Origin of the sequence: Enterobacter cloacae complex sp. 6730903 (assembly GCF_048283985.1) — a bacterium.
GTDB lineage: Bacteria > Pseudomonadota > Gammaproteobacteria > Enterobacterales > Enterobacteriaceae > Enterobacter > Enterobacter hormaechei_C.
Genome location: NZ_JBLVXX010000009.1, coordinates 46,040 through 71,782, shown reverse-complemented (window position 1 = coordinate 71,782; position 25,743 = coordinate 46,040). Strand labels below are relative to the sequence as shown.

Below are 25,743 nucleotides of genomic sequence, written 5' to 3'. Positions count from 1 at the left end.
GGTACAGTGCAACACACTAAAATGCAGAACCACATTTTTCACTGGAGATAAGGCCGCATGGCAACACTAACCACCACCCAAACGTCACCTTCGCTGCTTGGCGGCGTGGTGATCATCGGCGGAACCATCATTGGTGCCGGGATGTTTTCCCTGCCTGTGGTCATGTCCGGTGCGTGGTTCTTCTGGTCGCTGGCGGCGCTGGTTTTCACCTGGTTCTGCATGCTCCATTCCGGGCTGATGATCCTTGAAGCAAACCTGAACTACCGCATTGGCTCCAGCTTCGACACCATCACCCGGGATCTGCTGGGCAAAGGCTGGAACCTGGTGAACGGGCTGTCCATCGCGTTTGTACTCTACATCCTGACCTACGCGTACATTTCAGCGAGCGGGTCGATTCTGCATCACACCTTCTCAGAGATGTCGCTGAATGTTCCGGCGCGTCTGGCGGGTCTCTGCTTCGCGCTGGGCGTGGCGTTTATCGTCTGGATGAGCACCAAAGCGGTCAGCCGCATGACGGCGATCGTGCTGGGCGCAAAGGTCATCACCTTCTTTCTGACCTTCGGCAGCCTGCTGGGGCATGTCACGCCGGCCACGCTGTTTAACGTTGCGGAAGTGAACACCTCCTACACGCCGTACCTGCTGATGACGCTGCCATTCTGTCTTGCGTCGTTCGGCTACCACGGCAACGTACCGAGCCTGATGAAGTACTACGGCAAGGATCCGCGCACCATCGTGAAATGCCTGGTTTACGGCACGCTGCTGGCGCTGGGGCTGTATGTGATCTGGCTGCTGGGGACGATGGGTAACATCCCGCGTCCGGAATTTATCGGCATTGCGCAGAAGGGCGGTAACATTGATGTGCTGGTACAGGCGCTGAGCGGCGTGCTGAACAGCCGCAGCCTGGATCTGCTTCTGGTGGTCTTCTCGAACTTTGCGGTGGCGAGCTCATTCCTCGGCGTGACGCTGGGTCTGTTTGACTATCTGGCGGATCTGTTTGGTTTTGATGACTCTGCGATGGGGCGCTTCAAAACCGCGCTGTTGACCTTCCTGCCGCCGATTGTGGGCGGCCTGCTGTGGCCGAACGGCTTCCTGTACGCCATCGGCTATGCAGGACTGGCGGCCACCATCTGGGCGGCGATTGTACCGGCGCTGCTGGCGCGCAAATCACGTAAGCGCTTCGGCAGCCCGAAATTCCGCGTCTGGGGCGGAAAGCCGATGATTGCGCTGATTCTGGTATTTGGTATCGGCAACGCGGTGGTCCACGTGCTGTCGAGTTTTAACCTGTTGCCTGTGTATCAGTAAACAGAAAGCCCGGTGGCGCTACGCTTACCGGGCCTACAAGGATCGCGTAGGCCGGATAAGGCGAAGCCGCCATCCGGCAAAAAACTACCCCACCAACTCCTCTTTCACCTGCATTGCCAAATCAAACGAATGCAGACGCGCCTGGTGATCGAAAATCTGGCCGTTAACCATAATCTCATCCGCCTGCGTTTCACGCAGCACCGCCTCCAGCCCGTGACGCACTTTCGCCTTATCACCCACCAGCGACATACTCAGAGCCTGCTGCACGCCATACTGCTCGGAAGCCGACCACAGCTGATGCATATTCTCTACCGGCGGCGGAAGCTGGCCCGTCTCACCGCGACGCAGCTTCACAAACGCCTGCTGCATAGAGGTAAACAGGAATTCCGCGTCGCGGTTGCTGTCGGCGGCAATGATATTGATACACACCATCGCATACGGCTTCTCCAGACGTTCAGACGGATTGAAGTGCGTACGATAAAGATGCAGCGCCTGATGCAGCATATCCGGTGCGAAGTGGGAAGCGAACGCGAACGGCAGCCCCAGCTGAGCGGCGAGCTGCGCGCTGTACAGACTTGAGCCTAACAGCCATACCGGGATCTTTTCCCCGTACCCCGGCACAGGACGCACGTGCGGGTTCGGATCCCGCGCGTCAAACCAGTCCACCAGCTCCGCCACGTCACGCGGGAAGTTATCGATATCGCCGCTCATATGGCGACGCAGGGCGCGCATGGTCGGCTGGTCGCTGCCCGGCGCGCGGCCAAGCCCTAGATCAATACGGCCCGGATAGAGGGTATTCAGCGTCCCGAACTGCTCGGCAATCACCAGTGGAGCGTGGTTCGGCAGCATCACACCGCCGGAGCCCAGGTGCAGAGTGGTGGTATTCGCCGCCAGATAGCCAATCAGCACCGAGGTGGCGGCGCTGGCGATGCCCACCATATTGTGGTGCTCCGCCAGCCAGTAGCGGTGATAGCCGCGCTTTTCGGCAAGCTGAGCAAGATCGAGAGAGTGCGTGAAGGCTTCTCTGGCCGAGGAGCCTTGTGGGATCGGCGCCAGATCCAGCACCGAAAACGGAATGGTTTTGTCAGTCATAACAGCTCACTTTGTCGACGGTCAATCTTTAATACTGCATTAAAAAATGATAACCGTTGTTAACAAAGTGAGCTTTTTTTACGCCTGCAATTCCAGCCCGGCGAGACGTCGCCAGTAACCGTTGCAGTCGCTGTTTGCCGTCAGCGGCAGCGGCGAGGCGCCGTTTTCGTTGGCGCGGAAGGCGTCCAGCATGGCGAAAACACCGGTATCAAGCGGCGAAAGCCGCACCATATCCACCAGCCCGTGCATTGACGCCAGTTCGTTGCCGAGGTTATAGACGTAACCGCTCATGGTCTGAATGCCGTTAAGAACAAACACCTGCTGATTCTCCTGCGACAGCATACTGCGTCCGTTCGGGTACTTAATGCAGCAGGTTTCGCACTCGTCTTTCGGGCGATCTTCGGAACGTGCGGTGAAACAGCGGGCAGAGTAGGCCAGCGGCAGATGCCCGTAGCTCAGGACCTCTACTTCAAACTTGTTGCGAATGCCCAGTTCGTCGCACTGTGTGAGCAGGTTGGCCAGCCAGTCGCGGGAGAGCTCAACCGGCATGCACCAGCGGGTCATCCCCTGTTTGAGCAACAGGCGCAGGGTCACGGCGTTATAGCAATTCAGTGCATGTCCGGCGACAAACGGCAGCTTACGCTCGGCGCACAGGTTCACCACGCCCAGGTCGCTCGCCTCCAGCAGGAACTCACCGTTTTCGACGTAGCGCTTCAGCTCGCCCAGTTCAGAGGACGCCTGTACCAGCGCCAGCGTCGAGAGCACCACCTGCTTGCCGCTGCCGGCCAGGTTTTTCGCCATCTCCAGCCAGTCGCCCACTTTGGTGGCGCGGCGCTTGCTGCATACCGCTTCGCCGAGGTAAATCACATCGGCGCTGCTGTTAGCCGCCTGCCGGTAAAAATCTTCCAGCGTCTCTTTTGGCCAGTAGTAAAGCACCGGCCCTAATGAATATTTCATGATTATCTCACTGCCATTTACGGTGATACGCGCCGAGCGTGGTTTGGGTGCCTTCGGACATCGCGCCGAGCGTCTCCATCCATGCCGCCTGCGGGGCGTAGTTTTGCGGGTCCGCCATGCAGCGGTCGATGGCCTGACGCCACACCTTCGCCACCTGGCTCACGTAGGCCGGGCTGCGCTGGCGGCCTTCGATTTTCACCGAGGCAATATTGGCGGCCAGCAGTTCCGGCAGCAATTCCAGCGTGTTGAGGCTGGTGGGCTCCTCCAGTGCGTGGTAGCGCTCGCCGTCCACCAGATAACGGCCTTTGCACAGCGTCGGGTAGCCCGCGTTTTCACCGTCCTGATAGCGGTCAATTAACACGTCATTCAGGCGTGACTCCAGTCCCTGCGGCGTTTGCTGCCAGCGAACGAAGCGGGCAGGCGAGCAGGCGCCGACGGTATTTGGCGATTCCCCGGTGAGATAGGAAGAAAGATAGCAGCGGCCTTCGGCCATGATGCACAGGCTGCCGAAGGCAAAAACCTCCAGCGGCACTGGCGTGACGCGCGCCAGTTGCTTAACCTGATGAATAGAGAGCACGCGCGGCAGCACCACGCGAGCCACGTCAAAGTGTCGATGATAAAAACGCACGGCCTCTTCATTGGTGGCCGATGCCTGAACAGAGACGTGGCGCTCAATATGCGGATAACGTTCTGCCGCATACTCAAGCATGGCGAGGTCGGCCAGGATCAGCGCATCGGCGCCCAGCTGGGCCGCCATATCCACGGCGCGCTGCCAGCGGGCATAGCCATCAGGATGGGCAAAGGTATTGATGGCGATGTGCAGTTTGCGCCGGTGCTGGTGAACGAAGTTAACGGCTTCCTGAAGCTTTTTCTCCGTAAAGTTAAGACCCGCAAAATGGCGGGCGTTGGTATCATCTTTCAGCCCGATATAGACCGCATCGGCCCCATTTTCGATGGCCGCCTTAAGCGCCGGAAGGTTTCCGGCAGGGCAGAGCAGCTCCATAATTTATCCCGATGTTGTCGATCGCAGGGATCGTAAAAAATGTTAACGAGCTGGGATTTTAATTAACCCATACGCGACAATTTTTGATTTAAGGCAGCTAATGGCGTATTGATGGCACCAATAATGAGGTATACCGGACAACGGTTTGTTGATTTACGCCGCTATCTTCTTGTCGGGATATGGCAAAATAGCAGGACTATAGCTATCAGGGAGTAAAGCTCGTGCTGGATAAACTGCGTTCACGTCTCGTACAATTTGGTCCATCAATGCTGAGCGTGCCGGTAAAACTGGCGCCGTTCGCGCTTAAACGCCAGGTGCTGGAACAGGTACTGAGCTGGCAGTTCCGCCAGGCGCTACAGGACGGTGAGCTGGAGTTTCTGGAAGGCCGCTGGTTAAAGATTGAAGTGCGCGATATCGGGTTGCGCTGGTTTACTTCCGTTGAGAACGATCGGCTGATCGTCCGTGAAACCGCCGAGGCGGATGTCAGCTTTAGCGCGGATGCCAGCGATCTGCTGATGATCGCCGCGCGCAAACAGGATCCGGACACCCTCTTCTTCCAGCGCCGTCTGGTGATCGAAGGCGACACGGAGCTCGGTCTGTACGTCAAAAATTTAATGGATGCCATTGATCTGGAGCAGATGCCGAAAGCGCTGCGTATGATGTTGATGCAAATGGCAGATTTCGTTGAGGCCGGGCTAAAAACCCCGCCGGACAGTAAACACACTTCAGTAGGTGAGCCATGCTGATTCGAGTCGAAATTGGGATTGATGCGCCGGGTATCGATGCGTTGTTACGCCGCTCTTTTGCAGGCGACGCCGAAGCCCAACTGGTTCACGATCTTCGCGAAGATGGCCTGATTACGCTGGGCCTGGTTGCCACTGACGATGAAGGGCAGGTGGTCGGCTACGTGGCCTTCAGCCCGGTGATTGTGCAGGGTGAAGAGTTACAGTGGGTCGGCATGGCGCCGCTGGCGGTGGATGAAAACTACCGTGGCCAGGGCCTGGCGCGCCAGCTGGTCTATGAAGGGCTGGATTCACTGAATGAATTTGGCTATGCCGCTGTCGTCGTTCTGGGCGATCCGGCGTTCTACGAACGTTTAGGTTTTGAGCCAGCGTCCAGATACGATCTGCGCTGCCACTGGCCGGGCACGGAAACATCTTTCCTGGTGCATCCTCTGGCGGATGATGCGCTCGACGGCGTTACCGGTCTGGTGGAGTACCACGATCATTTCAATCGTTTTTAAGCAGGCTTTCGCGTAGCGCCTCGAAAGAGCCGTCCCCGTTGACGAGACGCTCTTTCTGGCGCTTCGTCAGCTGCTTGATGCGGTATTCCAGCCTGAGCGCCAGGGATCTGTCGCCCACGGCGGCTGAAAACGCTAACTGAAGTTCACCTTTCCCCCGCAGTGCTTTCGCCCCTTTCCCCGATTGATGTTGTAAAAAACGCCGTGCCACATCGGTAGTGATCCCGGTGTAGAGTGCGTTATCAGCGGTTCGGACAAGATAGAGAAACCAGCACACGGTAAACAGATTCAGTATGTTAAGGTGAACGCACCATAGCATGAGAGAGAGCGAAAATGGAAACACTGGCCGCCATTAACCGCTGGCTGGCAAAGCAGCATGTCGTGACCTGGTGCGTCTGTAAAGACGAGGAGATGTGGTGCGCAAATGCCTTTTATTACTACGATCCCGAGCGCGTGGCCTTTTACGTGATGAGCGAAGATAAAACGCGGCATGCGCAGATGACGGGCCAGCAGGCAAAAGTGGCGGGCACGGTAAACGGTCAGCCTAAAACCGTTGCGCTGATCCGCGGGGTCCAGTTCAAAGGCGAAATTCGTCGCCTGGAAGGGGAGGAGAGCGACGCGCAACGTAAACGCTATACGCGCCGCTTCCCAGTGGCTGCGGCGCTAAAAGCCCCGGTGTGGGAAATACGCCTTGATGAGCTGAAATTTACCGACAACACCCTGGGCTTTGGCAAAAAGCTGCACTGGTTACGCGCCGAGCAGGCGTAGCGCTTCGCGGTTAAACGCCGGCAGATCGTCCGGTGTACGGCTGGTGATCAGCTGATCGTTATCGTTCACCACTTCCTGATCGTAAAACTCGGCTCCCGCGTTTTTCAGATCGATAACGATCGGCTTCACCGCGGTGAGCTTACGCCCGCGTACCACCTCGGCGCTGATCAGCAGCTGCGGACCGTGGCAAATGGCAAATACCGGTTTACCGGTGCCGACGAAGTCACGGGTAAAGGTGACGAAACGCTCGTCTCCGCGCAGGGAATCCGGTGAATGGCCGCCCGGTAACAGCAGGGCGTCGAAATCCGACGGGCTGACGTTATCAATGGATTCGTCAATGGTCACGCTGGCTTCGCCCTTATGGCCCTTCACGGTTTTCCCCGCTTCTTTCTCGATGGTAACCACCTCGTGGCCCGCCTTGCGGAATGCCTCTGCTGGCGACGTAAATTCTGAATCTTCAAACTCGTCGGTAATCAAGACTGCGATTTTTTTACCCATGCTTCCTCCGTTGTTTTCGCTTCAGACTGTTTTTTTCCCGTTTGTGGTAAATACTTACCGGTAACAGACTTTTAAGTGTGGTAGAGCAGGCCCAGAACGCAAACGGACAATTCTGTAAAGGGGATAAGATGAGTCAGGTACTGATTACCGGCGCAACCGGGCTGGTGGGTGGACATCTGCTGCGGCTGCTGATCCAGGATCGGCATATTAACTATATCGCCGCCCCGACACGTCGCCCGCTGTTGGATATCACCGGCGTCTATAACCCGCACGATCCACAGCTCACCGACGCGCTGGCGCAGGTGCAGGATCCCATTGATATCGCCTTTTGCTGCCTTGGCACCACCCGACGGGAAGCGGGCAGTAAAGAAGCTTTTGTCCATGCGGATTACACGCTGGTGGTGGATACCGCCCTGACGGCGAAAAAGCTGGGCGCAAAACATTTCCTGGTGGTCAGCGCGCACGGCGCGAACGCAGGCTCGCCGTTTTTTTACAACCAGGTGAAGGGCAAAATGGAAGAGGCGTTAATCGCGCAGAAATGGGAGCGCCTGACCATCGCGCGGCCTTCCATGCTGATGGGGCACCGTGACGAACGTCGTTTTAACGAGTCTTTTTTCGCTCCGCTGTTTCGCATTCTGCCGGGTAACTGGAAGTCCATCGAGGCACGGGATGTCGCGCTGGCGATGCTAAAAGAGGCGCTGGCTCCGTCGCAGGAGGGGGTTAATATTATCCCTTCGGCAAAACTGCGTGAAATCGCGCAGGGCGAGGCGTAAACTTCCCCAGCTTATTAAATAACACCTTCCGGGGAATGGTATGACTGGTCAGTCTTCATCTCAGGCGGCAACACCTGTTCAGTGGTGGAAGCCCGCACTCTTCTTTCTCGTGGTCATCATTGGCCTCTGGTATGTGAAATGGCAGCCGTACTACGGTAAAGCCTTCACCGCCGCCGACACCCACAGCATCGGTAAATCGATTCTCGCGCAGGCCGATTCCAGCCCGCTACGCGCGGCGTGGGATTATGCCATGGTCTATTTTCTTGCCGTCTGGAAAGCGGCGGTATTGGGCGTATTGCTGGGCTCGCTGATTCAGGTACTTATCCCGCGTAACTGGCTGGTGAAAACCCTGGGACAGCCGCGCTTGCAGGGCACGCTGCTGGGGACGATTTTCTCCCTGCCGGGCATGATGTGCTCCTGCTGCGCCGCACCGGTGACGGCGGGTATGCGCCGACAGCGCGTGTCGATGGGCGGCGCGCTTGCCTTCTGGATGGGTAACCCCCTGCTGAACCCGGCAACGCTGGTGTTTATGGGCTTCGTTCTCGGCTGGCATTTCGCGTTTATCCGTCTGGCGGCTGGCCTGCTGACGGTGGTGCTTGTCGCTACGCTGGTGCAGCACCTGGTGAAAGACAACGAGGCCGGGCCTGCCTCCGTTGAGCTGGACGTCAGCGAGCCGCAGGGCAGTTTCTTTGCTCGCTGGGGCAAAGCGCTGTGGCAGCTTTTCTGGAGCACCATTCCGGTCTATATCCTGGCCGTACTGGTGCTGGGGGCGGCGCGCGTCTGGCTGTTCCCGCATGCTGATGGCGCTATCGACAACACGCTGATGTGGGTGATTGCGATGGCGGTGGCCGGGTGCCTGTTTGTGATCCCAACCGCGGCGGAGATCCCGATTATTCAGACCATGATGATGGCCGGTATGGGGACCGCACCGGCGCTGGCGCTGCTCATCACGTTGCCGGCGGTGAGCCTGCCGTCGCTTATCATGCTGCGTAAGTCATTCCCGGCGAAAGCGCTGTGGCTGACTGCGGGGCTGGTGGCGTTGAGCGGAGTGATTGTGGGGAGTATGGCGCTTGTGTGAAAAAAAGCCCGGTGGCGCTAGCGCTTACCGGGCCTGTAGCCAGGTGGGAATTACTTAATGTAAGTAAAGGCGGTGGTGACGTGCTTCACGCCGCTCACCCGGCTGGCGATATCCGCCGCCGCTTTCCCTTCACGTTCCGTCACCAGACCCAGCAGGAACACTTCGCCGTTCTCCGTGGTCACTTTCACGTTTGAGGATTTCACCTGGTCGGTACCCAGCAGCTGGGAACGCACTTTGGTGGTGATCCAGGTATCAGATGACGCGGTGCCGAGACCAATCGGCTGGCCCTGGCGGATCTCGTTAAACACTTCCGCCGTGCCTTCCACACCCATCGCGATCTGTTTGGCGCGCGAGGCGAGTTCAGGATTTGGCGCCTGGCCTGCCAGCAGCACTTTGCCCTGATAAGCCGTCACGTTGATGCGTGCTTCCTTCTTGATCTGTTCGTCTTTCGACAGCGCACTGTTTACGCGCAGCTCAAGCGTACCGTCATCCACCTGCGTCCCAACGGTACGCGGATCGGTCGCTGCTTTGGTGCCGACCGCTGCGGTGCCGACGACAGCGGCAGCGATGCATCCCTGAAGCAGTAATGCAGACATTACGACTGCAAGGGCCGATAAAACCTTCATGAGAACTCCTTAATCATCCTGGTGAGGGAAAAGCGTGTTATCGATCAGATCGCATAAGCAGTTCACCGTGAGCATATGCATCTCCTGGATGCGGGCGCTACGGTGCGAAGGAATGCGGATCTCCACATCCTGCGGCCCCAGCAGGCCAGCCAGCTCACCGCCGTCGTAACCGGTCAGGGCGACAATCGTCATATCCCGGGTCACTGCCGCTTCAACCGCTTTAACGATATCCCGGCTGTTACCGCGCGTGGAGATCGCCAGCAGCACGTCTCCGGCATGGCCTAAGGCGCGCACCTGCTTGGCGTAGATTTCGTCATGCAGACGATCGTTGGCAATCGCAGTTAAGACCACGTTATCGGTGTTTAGTGCAATGGCAGGTAAACTCGGGCGCTCGGTTTCGAAGCGATTGATCATGCTGGCAGCAAAATGCTGTGCGTTGGCGGCGGACGTGCCATTGCCACAACAGAGGATTTTGTTGCCGTTGAGCAGCGACTGAACCAGCGTCATCGCTGCACGCGAGATCGCGTCCGGAAGGGCTTCCGCCGCGGCAATCTGCGTTTGAATGCTTTCTGTGAAGCACACTTTAATTCGTTCGAGCACGGTATCCCTTTAAAATCTTATTTATGCGTCTTCGCCAAACGCGTTTTTAAGCCAGTCGATCGCATTTCCGGTGAAGGCTACCACATCGAAACGGCAATCCACAGTATCAAAACTCCCATTATGGCGGGCAAGCCACAAGTGGGCAGTCTGTAATAATTTTTGTTGTTTGGCGAGCGTCACGCTGGAGGCAGCACCGCCAAAACGGGACGACTGTCGGTAGCGAACTTCAACAAACACGATGGTCTGACCGTCTTTCATGATCAGGTCAATCTCGCCGCCGCGCCCGCGAACGTTAGCGGCGACAAAGCGCAGTCCTTTGCCTTCAAGCCAGCGGCGCGCCTTTAACTCCCACGCGTCGCCGGTCTGTTTACGGCTTAACTGGCCGGGACAATCTGCCCCTGCTGGTATTTGAGCCATGATAACTTCCTGTTAATCACACAATCCTGATCGGCGGTCAGATCGCCGGTATTCCCGTTAAGCTCGAAGCCCGGTACCTGACGCATCTGGGTGAAGTGGTTTGCCAGCGCCCAGGCATCAACGCCCATCGCGTACAGACGCGCCAGGGAATAGTCATTGCGCACCGCGCCCAGCGCCTGCTGCATCAACTGCGGGTTGCTGCCTGCCAGCATGGGGATCTCGCTGTATTGCAGTCCTTCCATTTCCAGACGGAAATCCGGGCCTGCGGTACCCTGTGCGCTGCGTGAGCTGGCGTAGAGCGTTGCGCCGCTCTTGCTGCCGTTACGCATGGCGATCATCGGTTTGATAAAGGCGATCTCTTCCGGGGTAGCGACGATGTATGCCGAATCCACTTTACCGCCGCCGCTGATTTGCGCGTCGGTAGGTGGTGCCGGGATCGTCAGACCGCCGATGGTGACGCTCTGCTGCTGCGGCAGGCTGGCGCTGACCGGGCTGCCGTTAAGGGCGATACCTGCGCCGCCGTTGACGCCAGCGCGAAGTTCTGAGGCGGAACCGAATTTCTGTTGCAGCACCACGCCACCGCCGATCTTCTGCCACTCATCGGCAAAGGCATTGGCGACGCGATCGCCCAGCGTGCTGCGTGGGATCAGCAGCAGCGGCGCCTGTTTACCCTGCTCGTGAATATGACGAGCCGCATCGCGGGCTTCATCCTCCGGAGAGAGGGCGAAGTAACAGATATTGGCGCGGTTCTGAACCTGCTCAGGCTGGTTAAGCGCCAGCACGTTCAGCGTGGTGTTGCTCTTCATCAGCGCTTCCACGTTGTTTTTCAACAGCGGGCCGACAACGATGCTGGCCCCGTCCTGCTGAACCTGCGCCAGCACCTGGTCAAGCGGCTGGGCGCTGGTGTCGTAGATTTTCAACTCTGCACCAGGGTTAGCGCTGGTGGTGGCCACAGCCTGCGGCTGGGCTGCTGGCTGCTGTTCCGGCTGCGCGGTTTGCGGCTGAGGTTGTTCTGCCGTCGCGGGCGCCGGTGTTTCAGCAGGGGCCTGTGTTGCCGCAGGCGCTGGGGTAGCAGGCTGCGTCGTTGGGGCAGTAACCGGATTCTGCATGGTGCCCTGCGCAGGGGTTTGCGCGGTGGTCAGGTCGCTGGTTTCGGCGGCGGACGGGCTGACAACGTCATTCACATTCGCCGCCTGTGCAGCCTGCGCCGGAACCGCGCTGCCGCTGACAGCGGTAGTGCCGTTTTTCGCGGCTTCAAAACCTTGCTGAATGGCGCGACCAAATACCGCTGCCTGGCCGTTTAACGGCAGCAGCAGGGCGATTTTGCTGGTGGAGGCGGGCTTAAAGTTTTGCACGTTCACCAGCTGCGTTGGCAGCATTTTCGCTCCCGGATTTTGCGGGTAACGCTTTTGCCAGTCGGTAATGCCGGCTTTCAGCATGTTCGGATCGCTGCGGTTGTTGAACCACATCTGTTGCAGATCCAGCCAGCCTTGCAGGACATTTTCATCGGCGTTGATGACCAGCGCTTTGGCCTGATCCTGGGTCATGGAGGCGAGCGCCTGCCAGGTTGCGTCAATATTTTTCTGCTTGTCCGCACCCGCGAGCAGAGGCTCCTGGGCAATCAGCGCGCGGAGTAGCGTCAGGGAAGGGCGACCCTGCTCAGCGGTGATACCGGCCTGCCAGAAACGGGCCTGCTGGTTTTTATCCAGCGTGCTGAGATCGATGGTGCCGAGGATCTTCTTCGCGCCGTCGTAATCTTTTTGCGCGACCTTCAGTTCTGCCGACAGCAGCGTCTGCTCATGGCGCTGAGTGTCGTTAAGATCCTGCGGCAGCTGGCTGAACAGCTCGGCGGCCTGCTGGGTTTTCCCTTCTTTCAGCAGTGCACGAATGGCGAGTAATTGCCAGTTGATCCTGGTATCATTTGTACTCTGCGACATTTGTTGCAGATAAAAGCCAGAATCAGCCTGAGCGGATCCCTGCATATGAGCAGTGCTCTGGTCAGGTGCCTGGGTGCCGCAGCCGGTAAAGATCAGGGCTGCCAGCAGGAGGGGCACGCTGTGCGCGGCTTTTTTTCGAAGAAACGTTAACGGTACCATACTGTATCCAGTGATTTTTTTACGCAATGCTCAATATTAAATCGGCAATACGGACGAAACAATGAAACAACACGAAACGGCAGATAATTCTCAAGGCCAGCTTTATATTGTACCTACTCCTATCGGGAATTTGTCTGATATTACCCAACGTGCGCTTACCGTATTGCAAGCTGTTGATTTGATTGCTGCTGAAGACACCCGTCATACCGGTTTACTGCTACAACACTTTGCCATTAACGCCCGTTTGTTTGCCCTACACGATCACAATGAGCAACAAAAAGCCGAAACGCTGGTAGCGAAGCTTAAAGAAGGGCAGAACATCGCGCTGGTCTCCGATGCGGGAACGCCGCTGATCAACGATCCGGGCTACCATCTGGTTCGCACCTGCCGTGAAGCAGGCATCCGCGTTGTGCCGCTGCCGGGGCCGTGCGCGGCGATTGCGGCGTTAAGCGCTGCGGGTCTGCCGTCCGATCGTTTCTGCTACGAAGGTTTCCTGCCCGCCAAATCTAAAGGCCGCCGCGACGTGTTAAAGGATCTGGAAGCCGAACCGCGTACGTTGATCTTCTACGAATCCACTCACCGTCTGCTGGAAAGCCTGGAAGATATGGTGACCGTCTGGGGCGAAAGGCGCTACGTGGTGCTGGCGCGCGAGCTGACCAAAACGTGGGAAACCATTCACGGTGCGCCGGTCGGCGAGCTGCTGGCATGGGTGAAAGAGGATGAAAACCGCCGCAAGGGCGAAATGGTGCTGATTGTTGAAGGGCACAAAGCGCAGGAAGACGCCCTGCCTGCCGATGCGCTGCGTACGCTGGCCCTGCTACAGGCTGAACTTCCTCTGAAAAAAGCGGCGGCGCTGGCGGCGGAGATCCACGGCGTGAAGAAAAATGCGCTGTATAAATATGCGCTGGAGCAGCAGGGGGAGTAAGTCCCTGCCGCCTGTTTTGCCGGGTGGCGGCTTCGCCTAACCCGGCCTACACCATGTCTGAACCTCACTATTTCCCCGGCATCGCCTCAAACACCAGCGTTTCCAGCGGTTGCAGAGTAATCACCACAGCGTTTTTATACTCCTCTGGTACGGTCGAATTACTGCCGTACACGGCTTTCAGGGTAAACTGCGAACGCTCTCCTGCCGGGATTTCAAAATCTTTGGTTAAATCCAGGTAGTAACGTTGCGGCTTATCCGACGGGTTGCGTAAGCCAAAAATCGCTTTGTCTTTACTCCATGAGGCCCAGCCGTAAACCTCAAGCGAAGTTGGGTCACCGCCAATCCAGTGAGTATCCACCAGCACGCTGGCATTCTCACGCGACCATTTTGCCGCCTGCGCCAGGGTATCCCACTTCGCCTTATTCAGCATGGACGGCGTGATGTACAGTTCCTGAAGCTGAGTACCGGTTGCGAAGTAGCTCCAGACCTGATCGGCAAAATCGCTGTCTGTTTGCACTTTCTCGAGTCCATAGTAAGCGTTCTCGGCGCTGACGATCCCGTGGTACATCAGTGAGTTCAGCGGGAACAGCGGACCTTTACGCACGATGGATCGCCAGGTTTCGGCATCGCGGTAGGTCATCCACTGCTGCACTGGCGTGCCGGGGCCGTACAGGTTGATATCATCGCCCTGACGCCAGATTGAGTCAGCATAGAACAGCCAGGACGGGCTGGCGTCGGTGCCGGTGGTCAGGTTGATAAACAGGTTCGGATTTGCGCTACGCATGTTGTGCAGCAGGGCAATGGACGCGTCAAAATCCGATGCAAATGGGCTGCCCTTGATATGCGAATTGGCATTACCCATTCCGTCGAGCTTGAACGAGGTAATGTGCTCGTTTTTGATCAGCTTAATGATCTGATCGTTAAAGTTTTTAAAGTAGTTCGGCCCCGACAGCGCCAGCTTGCCGTCTACGGTTTCGAAACCATACTCTTTTGCATGCGAGACGCGAATATCGCGCGGCTTGTTGTATCCGCCCCACGGAGAAAGCCACAGCCCAACCGAGCTATGCAGGCTGTCAGCTTTTTCCCTGACTTTGCCAAAACCGTTGCTGAATGCCGGGCCAAACAGCCAGCGTCCGGTGCGATCGTCCCAGCCATCGTCCAGCAGGAACGCGTCCAGCGCCACCCCGCGTCCGGCAATAAATTCTTTATTCCATTCGTCCATCCGCCCAATGACATCCTGCTCGGAGTAAGGGGTAAAGAAGCCGATGTCCATCCAGCTGTTGTAGTGCAGGTAAGGCTTATAAGGCCGCGGACGCACGGCATCGATAAACTGGTTTACGCTGCGGCGCAGCTGATTAGTTTCCGGGAAAGTGCCGAACCAGGTGGTAAAACTAACCGGTGTCTCAGGCAGAATTGGCGTTTTCAGCTCCACGTTGAGGTTCGTGGTGGCTTCATAAGCGTAAGTATTCACAATCGGTTTGTCTGGCAGGATGAAGAACGAGTCGGCCACGATTGGCGAGCTGTTAATCGCCCCGTCAACGTAAGGTGCCTGAGACTGCTTCTTCGTCGGGAAGAAGGTAATTTTCGCTACGTCCCGCGGCTGCCCGACGGCGGCGATGGTGTAGCCAATGCTGGCGTATTTTCCCTTCACCAGGTTCAGTTTCACCGTTACGATAAAATCCGGATGCGTAAAGTCGATGACTATCGCATTGTCCTGCTTTTCGACGTGCTTGATTTTGAAATCAGCGGTGTGGATTTTTGTTTCATCCGGTAGCGTCAGAAAGAACAACTCCTGAGGCGTGAGCGGATGGTTAGCTTTGCTGTCCGTTACCACTACCGTTGCGTTTGCATCATCAAACGAAAGGGCAATATTGTCGTTACTGAGCGCGTAGTTTGCTGCCGCCGCGCCATGAGAAACACAGAGAGCCAGCAGCGAGAGAGTGAGCATTTTTTTCATCGGGGTAAGATCCTTATCAGTAATGCTTCAGCATTCGGTTGATGGACTGTTCCAGCCAGTAGCGCTGGGTGCCGAAGTTAATACGCAGGTAGTTTTCGCCGTTTTGTACGTAGTGGCTGCCATCTTCAATGACCACGCCAGCCTGTTTTGCGAAATGTTGAGTTAGCGCCGTCGCACTGCGATCGTCCGCACTGACGTCTATCCAGGCGAGATACGACGACTCCGGGTTCATCATCTTCCATGCAGGGAAATGGGTCTGAATGGCATCCGCAAGGTAGCGGGCATTGCCGCGCAGATAACCATTCAGCGCGTCGAGCCATGGCAGACCTTGCTGATAAGCCAGAATAATTCCCCACACGCCGAAGATATTGGGCGAGGTAATGGAGTTCTTCTCCAGCTGCTGGCGGAAACGCTGGCGCAGCGAATCGTCTGGAATCATTGAGTAGGATGTTTTTAGCCCGCCAAGGTTGAAGGCTTTATTGGGGGAGGTCAGCACAATCAGGTTGTCCTGGGCGGCACAGCCCGAAGTCAGACAACTGACGAATGTACCGTCCAGAATGTGCTCGGCGTGAACCTCATCAACCACCAGAATCGTGCCGTAGCGCTTACAGAGATCGGACACCTGACGTATCTCATCCGCGCGCCAGATTCGGCCCGAGGGGTTATGCGGCGAGCAGAAGAACCACAGTTTTGGACGGTGAGTTTTGAGCTGAACTTCAATCAAATTAAAATCCAGCTGATAGCGGTTTTCCTCCACGCTCAGCGGATTTGCAAGCACCCGCACGCCCTGTCGCTGTGTCGCCATCGCAAACGGGTCATACACCGGGGTATTCATCATCACGCAGTCGCCGGGTTTGCAGAACGCCTGAACCGTATAGTGCAGCGTGGAAACGGTGCCGTAGGTCAGGGTGATCCATGACTTATGCACCTCAACCTGATGACGGGTGCGCTGGAAGGCGATGACCGCATCGTAGAATTCGTCGAAGCACCAGGTGTAACCGAAGGTGCCATGCTCCACGATGCGCTGGAAGCCTTCAATCACGGCGGGTGGCGAGGTGAAATCCATGTCTGCTATCCACAGCGGGATAAATCCCTCCGGGACATCACCGAAACGCGAGCACACAAAAGTATGATCCCATTTACGGCATTTATCGCTTTTACGCTCAATGATTCTGTCGAAATCAAACACAACGACCCCCTGTTAAATTAAGGCTTCAATGCCGGATTTGACGCTCTGCACCTGCGGGCCGATGATCACCTGAACGCTGTGGGCATCAAGCACCACTACTGACAAGGCGCCCGCGGCCTTCAGCGCCTGCTGGTCGATAAGCCCCATATCTTTCACCACCAGACGTAAGCGGGTGATGCAGTTGTCGAGCGACTCAATATTCTCTTTACCGCCAAGCGCGCTAAGAATAAGCCCATGATCGTATTTTGATTTTCCACGTGCCCGGGTATTGGCTTCCACCGCCTGGAGCGCACCCTGCGCGTCAACCTCACGGCCCGGCGTTTTTATATCGTGCCTGAGGATGTACCAGCGGAAGACGAAGAAGTAGATAGCAAACCAGGCAATACCCACCGGGAACAGCAGATACCATTTGGTCGACATTCCCTGCATGACGCCGAAGATCAGCAGATCCAGAATGCCGCCGTCGGTGTTGCCGATGGTGACGCCGAGCAGCGCCATCACCATCAGCGCCAGGCCAGACATAACGATATGAAACGCGTAAAGCACAGGGGCAATAAACAGGAACAGGAACTCAATCGGCTCTGAAATACCCGTGACAACTGAAACCAGCACGCCTGAAAGCAGCAGCCCTTTAATCACCGGACGGTTTTCCGGGCGCGCGGTGCGGTAGATAGCGTAAGCCACGGCAGGCAGGCCGAAGATAAAGGTCGGCATAAACCCTTGCGATAAAAATGCCGTAACGTGCGGGCTAAACGGCAGGCCAGCTTTCAGCTCGGCGTAGAAAATGTTTAGCGCACCGGCCACTTCCTGGCCGTTAACCATCTCAATGCCGCCCGCCGGGGTGAAGCGCACCATCGCCAGCAGGATGTGGTGCAGGCCAAAAGGTTTGAGCAGCAGTACGCCCACGCCATACAGGAACGGCCCAAAGACGCTGGTGCTCTGGATGATATGACCAATCCCGGCAATGCCCATTGCCACATATTCCCACAGCAGGGGGATGAACAAGCCGACCAGCGACAGGGTGAGGGCAGTAACAATCGGTACAAAACGAATGCCGCTAAAGAAGGCAAACGCGTCGTGCAGCACCGTGTCCTGAAAACGTTCGTGCAGGAAGTAGGTGATCACCCCTACGACAATGCCGCCGAGCACGCCCATCTCCAGCGTTTGAATGCCAAGCACGATGGATTGTCCCACCTGTCTCATGGTGGCGGCATCCGCAAGCTGGTGGGTGGCGGTCAGGTAGTAGTTGATGCTCATGTTCATCAGCATGTAGCCAACGAATCCGGCAAAAGCGCCCACCGCTTTATTACGTCTGGCAAGGCCCATCGGGATCGCCATGGCAAACATCAGCGGCAGATAGGTAAAAGCAAAGCCGCCGACCATGGCGATAAAACCAAAGGTGAGCTGCGTTAACTCGCCGCCCAGAAAGGGAAAACTTTTGATGGTGGAAGGGCTGGTGACAGAACTACCGATACCTAACAACAACCCCATAAAGGCCAACAGCGAGACCGGGAACATAAATGTCTTTCCCAGGCTCTGGAAAAACTCCCACGCTTTCGATTTAAACGACTTTTCCTGTGTCATGTAGGGACTCCTCGGATTTTTAGGATAATGGAAGGCGCTGTCCGGCTTAAGGACGCGCCTTCATATTTGCGAGGCTTATAGTTATTTTTTTAGGTACTAACGTTATGCGCGATGGGTTCAGACTTCAGCCGCAAGCAGCAGCCGGTTCGCCGAGCCGCAAACGGTGATTTTGCTTCTGACCACCTCTTTCATGGCATCCATGCCGACGCGCATGTAGAAGCGCGGATCGTTGCCCTGCGGGTTCTCGGCAAACCAGGCTTTGACTGCGTCAGAGAAGGCGATTTTCAGCTCTGTTGCGACGTTAACTTTGCAGACGCCCAGCTCAATGGTGCGGCGCACATCATCATCCGGCACATCACTCGCACCGTGCAGCACCAGCGGCACTGTCACTACCTCGCGGATCTCGGCCAGCCGCTGGAAGTCGATTTTTGGCCGTTTGGTATAGAGACCGTGTGCGGTACCGATGGCAACGGCGAGGCTGTCTACGCCTGTCAGTTCGACAAAGCGTTTTGCTTCCTGCGGGTCGGTCAGGAACGCGCTTTCGGCGTCGACGCTCATGTCATCTTCCACTCCGCCCAGTCGGCCCAGTTCGGCCTCGACGCTACAGTCGTTGAGATGGCAGAAATCGACGACCGATTTCACCAGCTTGACGTTTTGTTCGAAGGGGTAATGGCTACCGTCGATCATTGCGCTACGTACGCCGGCATGGACTTTGCGGCGAATGTCATCCAGCGATTCGTGGTGATCGAGGTGTAGCGCCAGCGGCATGTCATAAGTAAGGGAATACGCGTTGCACAAGGCGTAGATCTCTTCCAGCGCAATATGTTTAAACGTCCCCGGCGTACCCGCGAGGATCACCGGCGATCGCATTTCGCTACAGACTTCGAGGATCGCCTGGATCGTCTCGGCGTTATGGATGTTAAAGGCCGGAACGGCATAGCCCTTCGCCTGTGCGTCCTGCAAAAGATATTTAGTAGAAATAATACTCATGAGCCTGTCCTCTTAAGCCTGCCACGGATGAATAACGACGCCCTGGACCACACGGTTAACCGTACCGCTGGCGGATGGCGTATCCGGCGTATTGCCAACGTGCAGAGACTGGGTCAGTGCGAAGACCTGGGCGTACATCAGGAAGCAGAACGCCTGCTCCATATCGTTAAATGAACGGGAAGGCGGCAGCAGGATATGCGGGCCAGCTTCAATGACCGGATCCGTTTCGGCTGCAATGGCTACCACGCGCATAGCCTGACGATCGCGTCGCAGCTCGGCGAGCAGATCCCGATCGTACTGACGCGTATACGGATGGCTGGAGACAAACACGACGACCAGCGTTTCGTTGTCTACCAGCGACTTAGGCCCGTGACGGAAACCCGTTGGCGAATCGTAGAATGCCGCCAGCTTGCCGGCGGTCAGCTCCAGCACCTTCAGCGCAGACTCCCGTGCGGCGCCCTGTAATCCACCGCTGCCCAGATAAACAATGCGTTTCCACGGTTCGTTACCAAAGACGCCGGGACTGAAATCGCCGAGCGACGTGAGGATCGCCTGACAGCGATCGGACACGTCGCGGAACGTTTTGCTGTTGATCGTTTCCGGTGCGAATACCGCAAGGCAGCTCGCCATCATGGTGGTGATGCTGCTTGTCATCGCGAACCCGCGATCGTGCGTTTCGGCTGGCATGAGCAGAGCGCAGGCGTTATCACTGTCGACGGCATTCTGGTACAGGCTGCCCGCTTCATTACAGGTGATCGACAGGTGGTAGCACTCCGGTACAAACTGATTCGCCAGCTCAACGGCAGCGACGCTCTCCGGGCTATTGCCAGAACGGGCGAAAGAGACCAGCAGCAGCGGGTGCGCAGGGCTGAAGTAATCCATCGGGTTGGTGACCAGATCGGTCGTAGGTATCGCGGTGATGTTTTTTCCTGTGTGGCTGGCAAGCCATGGCGCAATGATGTCGCCGATAAAAGCGGACGTGCCCGCGCCGGTCAGAACGATCCGCAGATCGGGCTTGCGCAACAGTGGCGTCAGAAAACTGTCGATCGACACGCGCAGATTATCAATATTGTTGAGCGAGCGAAGCCAGCTGGCTGGCTGCTGGCGGATCTCTTTTTCGGTCCAGGTGCCGGTGGTGGCGATAGTGGTTTGTGGCATAACTCAGTCCTTAGTCGTGTGAATTCCACATCAGACGCTGGCAAATGTGTCGCTATCTTTCGTTTCGTTTCACTTGTTCACTTTAGCAGTTAAAGAAAATCTATAGAAAAGAAATCGAAAGTTCAATGGCGAAAAAGAAATAAAACGAAAAGTGTGATCGCGAAAGGAAAGGCGAAAATCAAGGAAAGGAAAAGAAAGGCCTTACGATCGTCTTCCGTAAGGCCAACAGGGCACACTGTGAAAGGGCTACAGGGAACGAGCCTGACCCTGGATCCAGATCTGCCGGAGGTGTAAACCCGCATCCAGCGCAATAATATTGGCGCGTTTGCCTGGCGCTAACGTTCCCAGCAGGGGATCCATACCGAGCAGACGGGCGGGATGCAGCGAGGCCATATGGATAGCGTTTTCTGGGGCGACCCCCGCATGCTCCACCATATTTCGCACGGCGGCATCCAGCGCGAGCGTGCTGCCCGCCAGCCCGCCTGAGGCCGTGCGGACAACGCCGCCCTGCATCCCGACATTTTCACCACACAACGTATAGCGACCATCAGGCATACCCGCTGCCTGCATGGCATCGGTAATCAGCACCGTACGATCCTTCGCGCAGCAACAACACAGCCGCATGGCTCCAGGATGAACGTGATGCCCGTCGGCAATAAGCTCCAGCCACGCGCGTGGGTCCGTAAGCCCGGCGCCAACCATGCCCGGCTCCCGGTGGTGTAACCCCGTCATGCCGTTGTAGCAGTGCACCAGCCCGGCTGCGCCTGCATCAAATGCGGCCAGGGTTTGCGCGTATGTAGCGGCGCTGTGGCCCAGCATGACGCGTATCCCTTTTTGCTTGAGGTGATGGATCGCCTTCAGGGCGTCCACTTTTTCCGGAGCAAGCGCCACCACCCGCAGCGTGTTCTGCGAAACCGCAATCAGCTCATCAAGTTCCGCGAGATCCAGTTCGCGAAACAGTTCTGGCGGGTGCGCCCCTTTGTTCTGCGGCGTAAAGTACGGGCCTTCCAGATAGCTGCCCAGGATCTGCGCGCCGGGGCCACCGGCATGACAGCGCCGGGCAATGCGCCGTAACGCGCCATGGATCGTCTCCAGCGGAGCGGTGACGGTGGTAGGCAGAAACGCCCCCACGCCTTCACGCGCTTTGTGCATGGCTAACCGGTCCAGCACGTCGGGCGCATCATCCATCACATCCACACCCGCGCCGCCGTGGACGTGGATATCAATGTATGCCGGGCAAAGCAGGTCTGCCTCACGGGTGTTAACCCCTGCCGGAATCGGCTCGATGGCGGTGATGACGCCTCTATCCATACGCAGCTGATGGTCTTCCAGCCAGCCCTGCCCGGTAAGCAGACGACGCGCGCGCAGCAGCTGGCTCATATCCCTTCCTCGGCGGGCGCTTCCTCGCGACAGCGTGCAAGTTCATCCACCAGGCTGGTCAGGCCGCGATGGCCGCACTCCAGCGCCTGCAAACGAAAGGCTTCACTGCTTAACCCGTCGCGCTCCAGAACCATCTCCAGCAAAAGCTGGAGATTGGTGCCGGTGATCACTTCGCTGCCGGGGCGCTGCATCGCGAGGGTAGAGGCCACACGAAACGGCGTACCGCCGAGAAGATCGGTGAGAAACACGATATCGTGCTCTGCATCCAGTTCATTCACTGCCTGCTCAAGCTGCGCGGTCAGCCGCGCAGTGGTGGAGCTTTCCGGAAAATCGATGGCGATAAACTGCGGCTGTTCGCCGAGGATTTGCTTCATCGCCTGTTCCAGCCCGCTGGCAAAACCGCCGTGACCCGTCAAAATAATGCCTAACATCGCAACCTCTTTGCTTATTACAGGAAGTGACAGAATTTACCGACAACGCCCAGCACCACGGTGATACCAATCAGGCGCAGCGGGCTCCAGCCACGGCGTACCAGCCAGAACATGGTCAGGGTGTAGACCAGCGGCAGAAAGGCGGGCATCAGTTTGTCGATCACATCGGTTTGCAGTTTGACGACCGCATCCCCGGCTTTAATCTCGAGTGTGGTATTCAGGCGCACGTAGGTAGCGACCAGCGCGCCGATCACTGTCATCCCGACAATGGACGCAGCATGACCAACCTTTTTGGTGTTGGCCTTGATCAGCGGGATCGCGGCGACACCCATTCGGTACGCATAGTGCGCCAGACCAAAACGCAGGCCGAGATGCACCACGTTAAACAGCACGATAAAGACCACCGCGCCAAGAATGGAGCCCTGTAGCGCAAGGCTGGCGCCAATTCCCCCGCAGATGGGCAGCAGGGTCAGCCAGAACATGGCGTCACCAATGCCACCGAGCGGTGCGCCGACGGCAATTTTAGTGCTCTGGATGCTGTTCACATCCTGCTTGGAACGCTCCATTGCCAGAATAATGCCGATGACGAAGGTCACCAGGAACGGGTGGGTGTTAAAGAAACCCATATGGCCTTTCATGGCGCGCGCCAGGTCCCGCTTATTGGTGTGGATCTTTTTCAGCGCGGGCAGTAGCCCATACAGCCAGCCGGAGGCCTGCATACGCTCGTAGTTAAACGAGGCCTGTAGCAGCATGGAACGCCAGGCGACACGGTTAATATCCTTTTTCGTTAGCTCAGCGCCAATACTCTGGTCTTCGTAGACGTTTTCATTCACGCCGGTCAGCAGTGTCTCTTCACTTTCAGACACGCCCGGCAGGGTGGTGTGATTAGATGCCATCTTCAAATTCCTCTTTCTGGGCCGCAGGCGCCGTGGGTTCAGGCGATTTGCGCAGCAGGTCGATCAGCGCCATCGCCAGCGCAGCCGCGGCAATCGCCAGCACCGGGAGTTTCAGCCAGGCCGCGGCGACAAAGCCGATAATGAAGTAAGGGATGTAAACGTTTTTCATCATGATCTTCAGCAGCACGGCGAAGCCGATCGCTGGCATGATGCCGCCCGCGACGCCGAGACCGTCGATCAGACGTTCCGGCAGCACGTCAATGGCGGTTTTCGCATGTTCAGCCCCGAAGTAGATGGGCAGAAACGCACACAGGAAGTAGAAGACGCCGAGCGCCAGCAGTGCCAGATAGTTGACTCGTTCAATACCACGGGTGTCTGCGTTAGCCGCCATGCGATCGCAGCGGGACATCACGCCGGACATCACCGAGAAGAGGAACGTGATCCCCATCTGAACCGCCACGGCAAACGGCACGGCGACCCCAACGGCGACATCCGGCTTCACGCCTGTGGTAATGGCAAATGTGGTGCCAACGATGGTGCCGATAATCACGTTTGGCGGCTGCGCGCCCGCCAGCGGCGCGAGTCCCATCCAGACCAGTTCTAACGTACCGCCGGTCAGAATTCCGGTGTGCAGATCGCCCAGAATCAGGCCAACCAGTGGCCCGAGTACAACCGGGCGGTGCATGTGTGTTAAGCCGTTAAACATATCCAGGCCCGCTATAAAGGCGAGAAGCCCCAGCGCGAAAGCCTGCAACAGACTGATTTCCATTGTGAATCCCTCAGAGCAGTTTAAAGAGATCCAAAGCAGTCTCTGTTGGAACGCCCTGAACGAAGCATTCCACTCCGGCCGCCTTCAGGCCGTTAAACGCGGCGATATCGTTCGCGTCTACAGATACCGTTTTGGCAATTTGCTGTTTGCCACTGGCGTAATGCATATTTCCGACGTTTATACGGGTGATGGGCACGCCGCCCTCGACCAGCGTTAAAAAATCAGCCGGTGTTTTACAGACCAGCAGGATTTTCTGCCGGTCGGCGGCGCGATGAATGTTGTCGATCACTTTTTGCAGGGACCAGAAACGCACGGCGATGCCTTCCGCCAGCACCATCTCCATCAGATTTTGCTGAACCGGATCGTCTGCAACCTCGTCATTTGCCACCAGCACCAGGTTCGCCCCCGCAAACCCTACCCACTGTACGCCCACCTGACCGTGGATCAGGCGTTCATCAATGCGGCATAAGACAATGTTTGGCATAGCGTTTTCCTCTTTTTAATTATGCGTGTTGAGTCGTTACGCCTTCGCAGGCGGCATGGTACTGCTGGAGTATGTCCTGAATGTGGTCGAGGATGAGTTCCCGTGGTGTGGACCTGAGAGCGCCATCGCGAACTTTGCTGTACTGCAACGGCAGATACTGGCTGATCAGCGGCAGCGGGATCGGTTCATCCGCCAGGTTGCGTACCAGCCGCTCAAAGGCGTCGTCAATCTGGCTGTCTGGCCAGTAATAGCGCACGCGGTCGGAATAGCTGTAACCGCGCGCCAGGCGACGTGCATTGCCGTCGCCGTGATAGTGGCTTTGCCAGTATTCCGGGCGATCGAGCATCACGTTTTCCAGGACGTGACGCAGCCCTGAGCAGGCTTTTGCCGGCAGCAGCTCTTCTTCAATTGCTGCCAGTGAGAACAGCGCTTCGCGCAGCGCGAAGGTTAGCGCAGGGCCGACTTTCAGAATGGCGAAGTGATCTTTCACCAACTGGCGCAGCGCCTGCGGCGTCTGGTAATCGGTAGAGTGTGCTTCAAATACAAGTGTGTCGTAGGCTTCAACCATCTCGCTCAGCGCGACGGCTTTATGCGGTTGATAGTCACAAACGTGCGCATGGTCGAACTCAACGCCAGGCTGAACCACCAGGCCAATAATGCGCGGCCAGATGTCGCTTAACCCTTCCTTCTCGAATGCGTGGCGGTGTGCCTCAAGCGTGGCGCGTGCCGCCTCTGGCGTGGTGACCTCAAGCTCGGTCAGCGTCTCGTGTGCCCCACCGGGAACCGGAACTTCCGTGCCGATAACGTAGACCAGATCGGCTACGCCAAATTGCTCGAGACAGGTGGTTTCGGCAATTTTAGCCAGCCGAGCGGCACGCCCGGCAACAATTGCATCGGTTAACGGAACCGGGTCGTCTTCGCAGGACATGCTGCAATCGAGGTGAATTTTTTTAAACCCGGCCGCCACGTAGCTTCTGATCAGATCGTCGGCGTTCGCCATCGCCTGCGAACCCGGCAGATTTTGCCAGCGGTTTGGACCTAAATGATCGCCGCCAAGGATCAGCTGCGAGGTGGGGAAACCGAGAGATCCCGCCAGCTTGCAGACAAACCCATAAAAATCGGCGGGCGTCATACCGGTATAACCGCCAAACTGATCCACCTGGTTTGAGGTGGCTTCAATCAGCAGAGGCGTCTGTTGTGAATGGGCGTAGCGTAGTGCAGCTTGAAGTACCAGTGGATGTGCGGAACAGACGGCATAAATCCCGTTTGTATTCCCCCGTTTATGTTGTTCCACCATTTCTGTCAGATGTTTCACTTTCCTCTCCATTTCGGATGGTGTTGGCATTCATCTTTCGTTTTGTTTCATTTGATACTGCATTATGGTGGGGTAAAAATAAAACGAAAGATAATAGTTTTCCGATCTGTTTCACAAAAGAAACATAATGAAAGGTTTCAGCGGCAGTTAAGCTTGCGTCTGCCCACCATACAGGGCTTGCATTCCCTCAAAAGAAAGGCGTTAATAAGCAAAAC

Annotated in this window: 27 protein-coding genes; 7 read left to right on the top strand and 20 right to left on the bottom strand. The window is 57.0% G+C overall.

The features are described 5' to 3' along the window. Window positions 1-57 precede the first annotated feature (57 nt). Entirely contained in the window at window positions 58-1,302 is a 1,245-nt protein-coding gene (gene mtr, locus ACNQ0W_RS06830; RefSeq protein WP_006812114.1) for a tryptophan permease, read from the top strand. A gap of 84 nt (window positions 1,303-1,386) precedes the next feature. On the opposite strand, the gene ACNQ0W_RS06825 is transcribed toward mtr, so the two are convergent. The 3 genes from ACNQ0W_RS06825 to ubiU all read right to left on the bottom strand — a co-directional run bounded on the left by ACNQ0W_RS06825 (window position 1,387) and on the right by ubiU (window position 4,354). Beyond that, complete coding sequence (locus ACNQ0W_RS06825; RefSeq protein ID WP_062933416.1) at window positions 1,387-2,394, bottom strand: luciferase-like monooxygenase; 1,008 nt, start codon at window positions 2,392-2,394, stop codon at window positions 1,387-1,389. Window positions 2,395-2,472: 78 nt separating this feature from the next. Further along, window positions 2,473-3,351: a U32 family peptidase gene (locus tag ACNQ0W_RS06820; RefSeq protein WP_062933415.1), complete on the bottom strand. Its 879-nt coding sequence runs from the start codon at window positions 3,349-3,351 to the stop codon at window positions 2,473-2,475. Between the two features lie 7 nt (window positions 3,352-3,358). Beyond that, window positions 3,359-4,354: a ubiquinone anaerobic biosynthesis protein UbiU gene (gene ubiU / locus ACNQ0W_RS06815; RefSeq protein WP_003861773.1), complete on the bottom strand. Its 996-nt coding sequence runs from the start codon at window positions 4,352-4,354 to the stop codon at window positions 3,359-3,361. 221 nt (window positions 4,355-4,575) lie between these two features. Between ubiU and ubiT the strand changes: the two genes are divergently transcribed. Then, window positions 4,576-5,100 (top strand): ubiquinone anaerobic biosynthesis accessory factor UbiT, encoded by a 525-nt coding sequence (gene ubiT / locus ACNQ0W_RS06810; protein WP_062933414.1) that lies wholly within the window; start codon window positions 4,576-4,578, stop codon window positions 5,098-5,100. Further along, window positions 5,094-5,597, top strand: coding sequence for a GNAT family N-acetyltransferase (locus ACNQ0W_RS06805; RefSeq protein WP_032649650.1), 504 nt, complete (start codon window positions 5,094-5,096; stop codon window positions 5,595-5,597). Before ubiT ends, ACNQ0W_RS06805 begins: the two co-directional genes overlap by 7 nt. Here ACNQ0W_RS06805 and ACNQ0W_RS06800 read toward each other — a convergent pair. Further along, a complete protein-coding gene (locus tag ACNQ0W_RS06800) occupies window positions 5,584-5,913 on the bottom strand; it encodes a GIY-YIG nuclease family protein (protein ID WP_074135735.1) in 330 nt (109 codons plus the stop codon). The genes ACNQ0W_RS06805 and ACNQ0W_RS06800 overlap by 14 nt on opposite strands. 14 nt (window positions 5,914-5,927) lie before the next feature. Here ACNQ0W_RS06800 and ACNQ0W_RS06795 point away from each other — a divergent pair, with 14 nt between their 5' ends. Continuing rightward, window positions 5,928-6,362: a YhbP family protein gene (locus ACNQ0W_RS06795; protein ID WP_003861766.1), complete on the top strand. Its 435-nt coding sequence runs from the start codon at window positions 5,928-5,930 to the stop codon at window positions 6,360-6,362. Here ACNQ0W_RS06795 and ACNQ0W_RS06790 read toward each other — a convergent pair. Then, the gene (locus ACNQ0W_RS06790; protein ID WP_015571965.1) at window positions 6,342-6,860 is read right to left on the bottom strand and encodes a type 1 glutamine amidotransferase domain-containing protein; all 519 of its coding nucleotides are present in this window, start codon (window positions 6,858-6,860) and stop codon (window positions 6,342-6,344) included. The genes ACNQ0W_RS06795 and ACNQ0W_RS06790 overlap by 21 nt on opposite strands. Before the next feature lie 128 nt (window positions 6,861-6,988). Here ACNQ0W_RS06790 and ACNQ0W_RS06785 point away from each other — a divergent pair, with 128 nt between their 5' ends. Together ACNQ0W_RS06785 and ACNQ0W_RS06780 are read left to right on the top strand one after the other, a co-directional pair. Continuing rightward, complete coding sequence (locus ACNQ0W_RS06785) at window positions 6,989-7,633, top strand: NAD(P)H-binding protein (RefSeq protein WP_023304489.1); 645 nt, start codon at window positions 6,989-6,991, stop codon at window positions 7,631-7,633. A gap of 40 nt (window positions 7,634-7,673) precedes the next feature. Then, window positions 7,674-8,711, top strand: coding sequence for a permease (locus tag ACNQ0W_RS06780; protein WP_047051229.1), 1,038 nt, complete (start codon window positions 7,674-7,676; stop codon window positions 8,709-8,711). Between the two features lie 50 nt (window positions 8,712-8,761). On the opposite strand, the gene dolP is transcribed toward ACNQ0W_RS06780, so the two are convergent. Genes dolP through ACNQ0W_RS06760 form a run of 4 tightly spaced genes read right to left on the bottom strand, consistent with a single transcriptional unit; the run spans window position 8,762 to window position 12,450 of the window. Then, a complete protein-coding gene (dolP, locus tag ACNQ0W_RS06775; protein ID WP_006812102.1) occupies window positions 8,762-9,337 on the bottom strand; it encodes a division/outer membrane stress-associated lipid-binding lipoprotein in 576 nt (191 codons plus the stop codon). Between the two features lie 9 nt (window positions 9,338-9,346). Further along, complete coding sequence (gene diaA, locus ACNQ0W_RS06770; protein ID WP_003861754.1) at window positions 9,347-9,937, bottom strand: DnaA initiator-associating protein DiaA; 591 nt, start codon at window positions 9,935-9,937, stop codon at window positions 9,347-9,349. Between the two features lie 21 nt (window positions 9,938-9,958). After that, the gene (locus ACNQ0W_RS06765) at window positions 9,959-10,354 is read right to left on the bottom strand and encodes a YraN family protein (protein WP_062933412.1); all 396 of its coding nucleotides are present in this window, start codon (window positions 10,352-10,354) and stop codon (window positions 9,959-9,961) included. Beyond that, entirely contained in the window at window positions 10,312-12,450 is a 2,139-nt protein-coding gene (locus ACNQ0W_RS06760) for a penicillin-binding protein activator (protein WP_062933411.1), read from the bottom strand. Before ACNQ0W_RS06760 ends, ACNQ0W_RS06765 begins: the two co-directional genes overlap by 43 nt. 61 nt (window positions 12,451-12,511) lie before the next feature. Here ACNQ0W_RS06760 and rsmI point away from each other — a divergent pair, with 61 nt between their 5' ends. After that, window positions 12,512-13,375 carry a 16S rRNA (cytidine(1402)-2'-O)-methyltransferase gene (gene rsmI / locus ACNQ0W_RS06755; protein WP_062933410.1) on the top strand — a complete coding sequence of 288 codons (864 nt, stop codon included), beginning with the start codon at window positions 12,512-12,514 and terminating at the stop codon, window positions 13,373-13,375. Window positions 13,376-13,442: 67 nt separating this feature from the next. On the opposite strand, the gene ACNQ0W_RS06750 is transcribed toward rsmI, so the two are convergent. From ACNQ0W_RS06750 to kbaZ, 11 genes are all read right to left on the bottom strand, one after another. After that, the gene (locus ACNQ0W_RS06750) at window positions 13,443-15,332 is read right to left on the bottom strand and encodes an enterotoxin (RefSeq protein WP_047734742.1); all 1,890 of its coding nucleotides are present in this window, start codon (window positions 15,330-15,332) and stop codon (window positions 13,443-13,445) included. A gap of 16 nt (window positions 15,333-15,348) precedes the next feature. Further along, window positions 15,349-16,521: a MalY/PatB family protein gene (locus ACNQ0W_RS06745; RefSeq protein WP_062933409.1), complete on the bottom strand. Its 1,173-nt coding sequence runs from the start codon at window positions 16,519-16,521 to the stop codon at window positions 15,349-15,351. A 12-nt stretch (window positions 16,522-16,533) separates the two neighbouring features. Then, window positions 16,534-18,105, bottom strand: coding sequence for a maltose/glucose-specific PTS transporter subunit IIBC (malX, locus tag ACNQ0W_RS06740; RefSeq protein ID WP_062933408.1), 1,572 nt, complete (start codon window positions 18,103-18,105; stop codon window positions 16,534-16,536). 117 nt (window positions 18,106-18,222) lie between these two features. After that, window positions 18,223-19,095, bottom strand: coding sequence for a tagatose-bisphosphate aldolase subunit KbaY (kbaY, locus tag ACNQ0W_RS06735; protein WP_062933407.1), 873 nt, complete (start codon window positions 19,093-19,095; stop codon window positions 18,223-18,225). 12 nt (window positions 19,096-19,107) lie between these two features. Further along, window positions 19,108-20,253: an SIS domain-containing protein gene (locus tag ACNQ0W_RS06730; RefSeq protein ID WP_062933406.1), complete on the bottom strand. Its 1,146-nt coding sequence runs from the start codon at window positions 20,251-20,253 to the stop codon at window positions 19,108-19,110. 246 nt (window positions 20,254-20,499) lie between these two features. Further along, complete coding sequence (gene nagA / locus ACNQ0W_RS06725) at window positions 20,500-21,633, bottom strand: N-acetylglucosamine-6-phosphate deacetylase (protein ID WP_062933405.1); 1,134 nt, start codon at window positions 21,631-21,633, stop codon at window positions 20,500-20,502. After that, a complete protein-coding gene (agaF, locus tag ACNQ0W_RS06720) occupies window positions 21,630-22,064 on the bottom strand; it encodes a PTS galactosamine/N-acetylgalactosamine transporter subunit IIA (RefSeq protein WP_017382441.1) in 435 nt (144 codons plus the stop codon). The genes nagA and agaF overlap by 4 nt, the downstream gene beginning before the upstream one ends. Before the next feature lie 17 nt (window positions 22,065-22,081). Further along, entirely contained in the window at window positions 22,082-22,960 is an 879-nt protein-coding gene (gene agaE, locus ACNQ0W_RS06715) for a PTS N-acetylgalactosamine transporter subunit IID (RefSeq protein ID WP_017693933.1), read from the bottom strand. Further along, on the bottom strand, window positions 22,950-23,729 hold the full coding sequence (agaW, locus tag ACNQ0W_RS06710; RefSeq protein ID WP_003861730.1) for a PTS N-acetylgalactosamine transporter subunit IIC: 780 nt from the start codon (window positions 23,727-23,729) through the stop codon (window positions 22,950-22,952). Before agaW ends, agaE begins: the two co-directional genes overlap by 11 nt. 10 nt (window positions 23,730-23,739) lie before the next feature. Further along, a complete protein-coding gene (gene agaV / locus ACNQ0W_RS06705; RefSeq protein WP_003861728.1) occupies window positions 23,740-24,213 on the bottom strand; it encodes a PTS N-acetylgalactosamine transporter subunit IIB in 474 nt (157 codons plus the stop codon). Window positions 24,214-24,232: 19 nt separating this feature from the next. Further along, entirely contained in the window at window positions 24,233-25,540 is a 1,308-nt protein-coding gene (gene kbaZ / locus ACNQ0W_RS06700) for a tagatose-bisphosphate aldolase subunit KbaZ (RefSeq protein WP_417933177.1), read from the bottom strand. Between the last annotated feature and the right edge of the window lie 203 nt (window positions 25,541-25,743).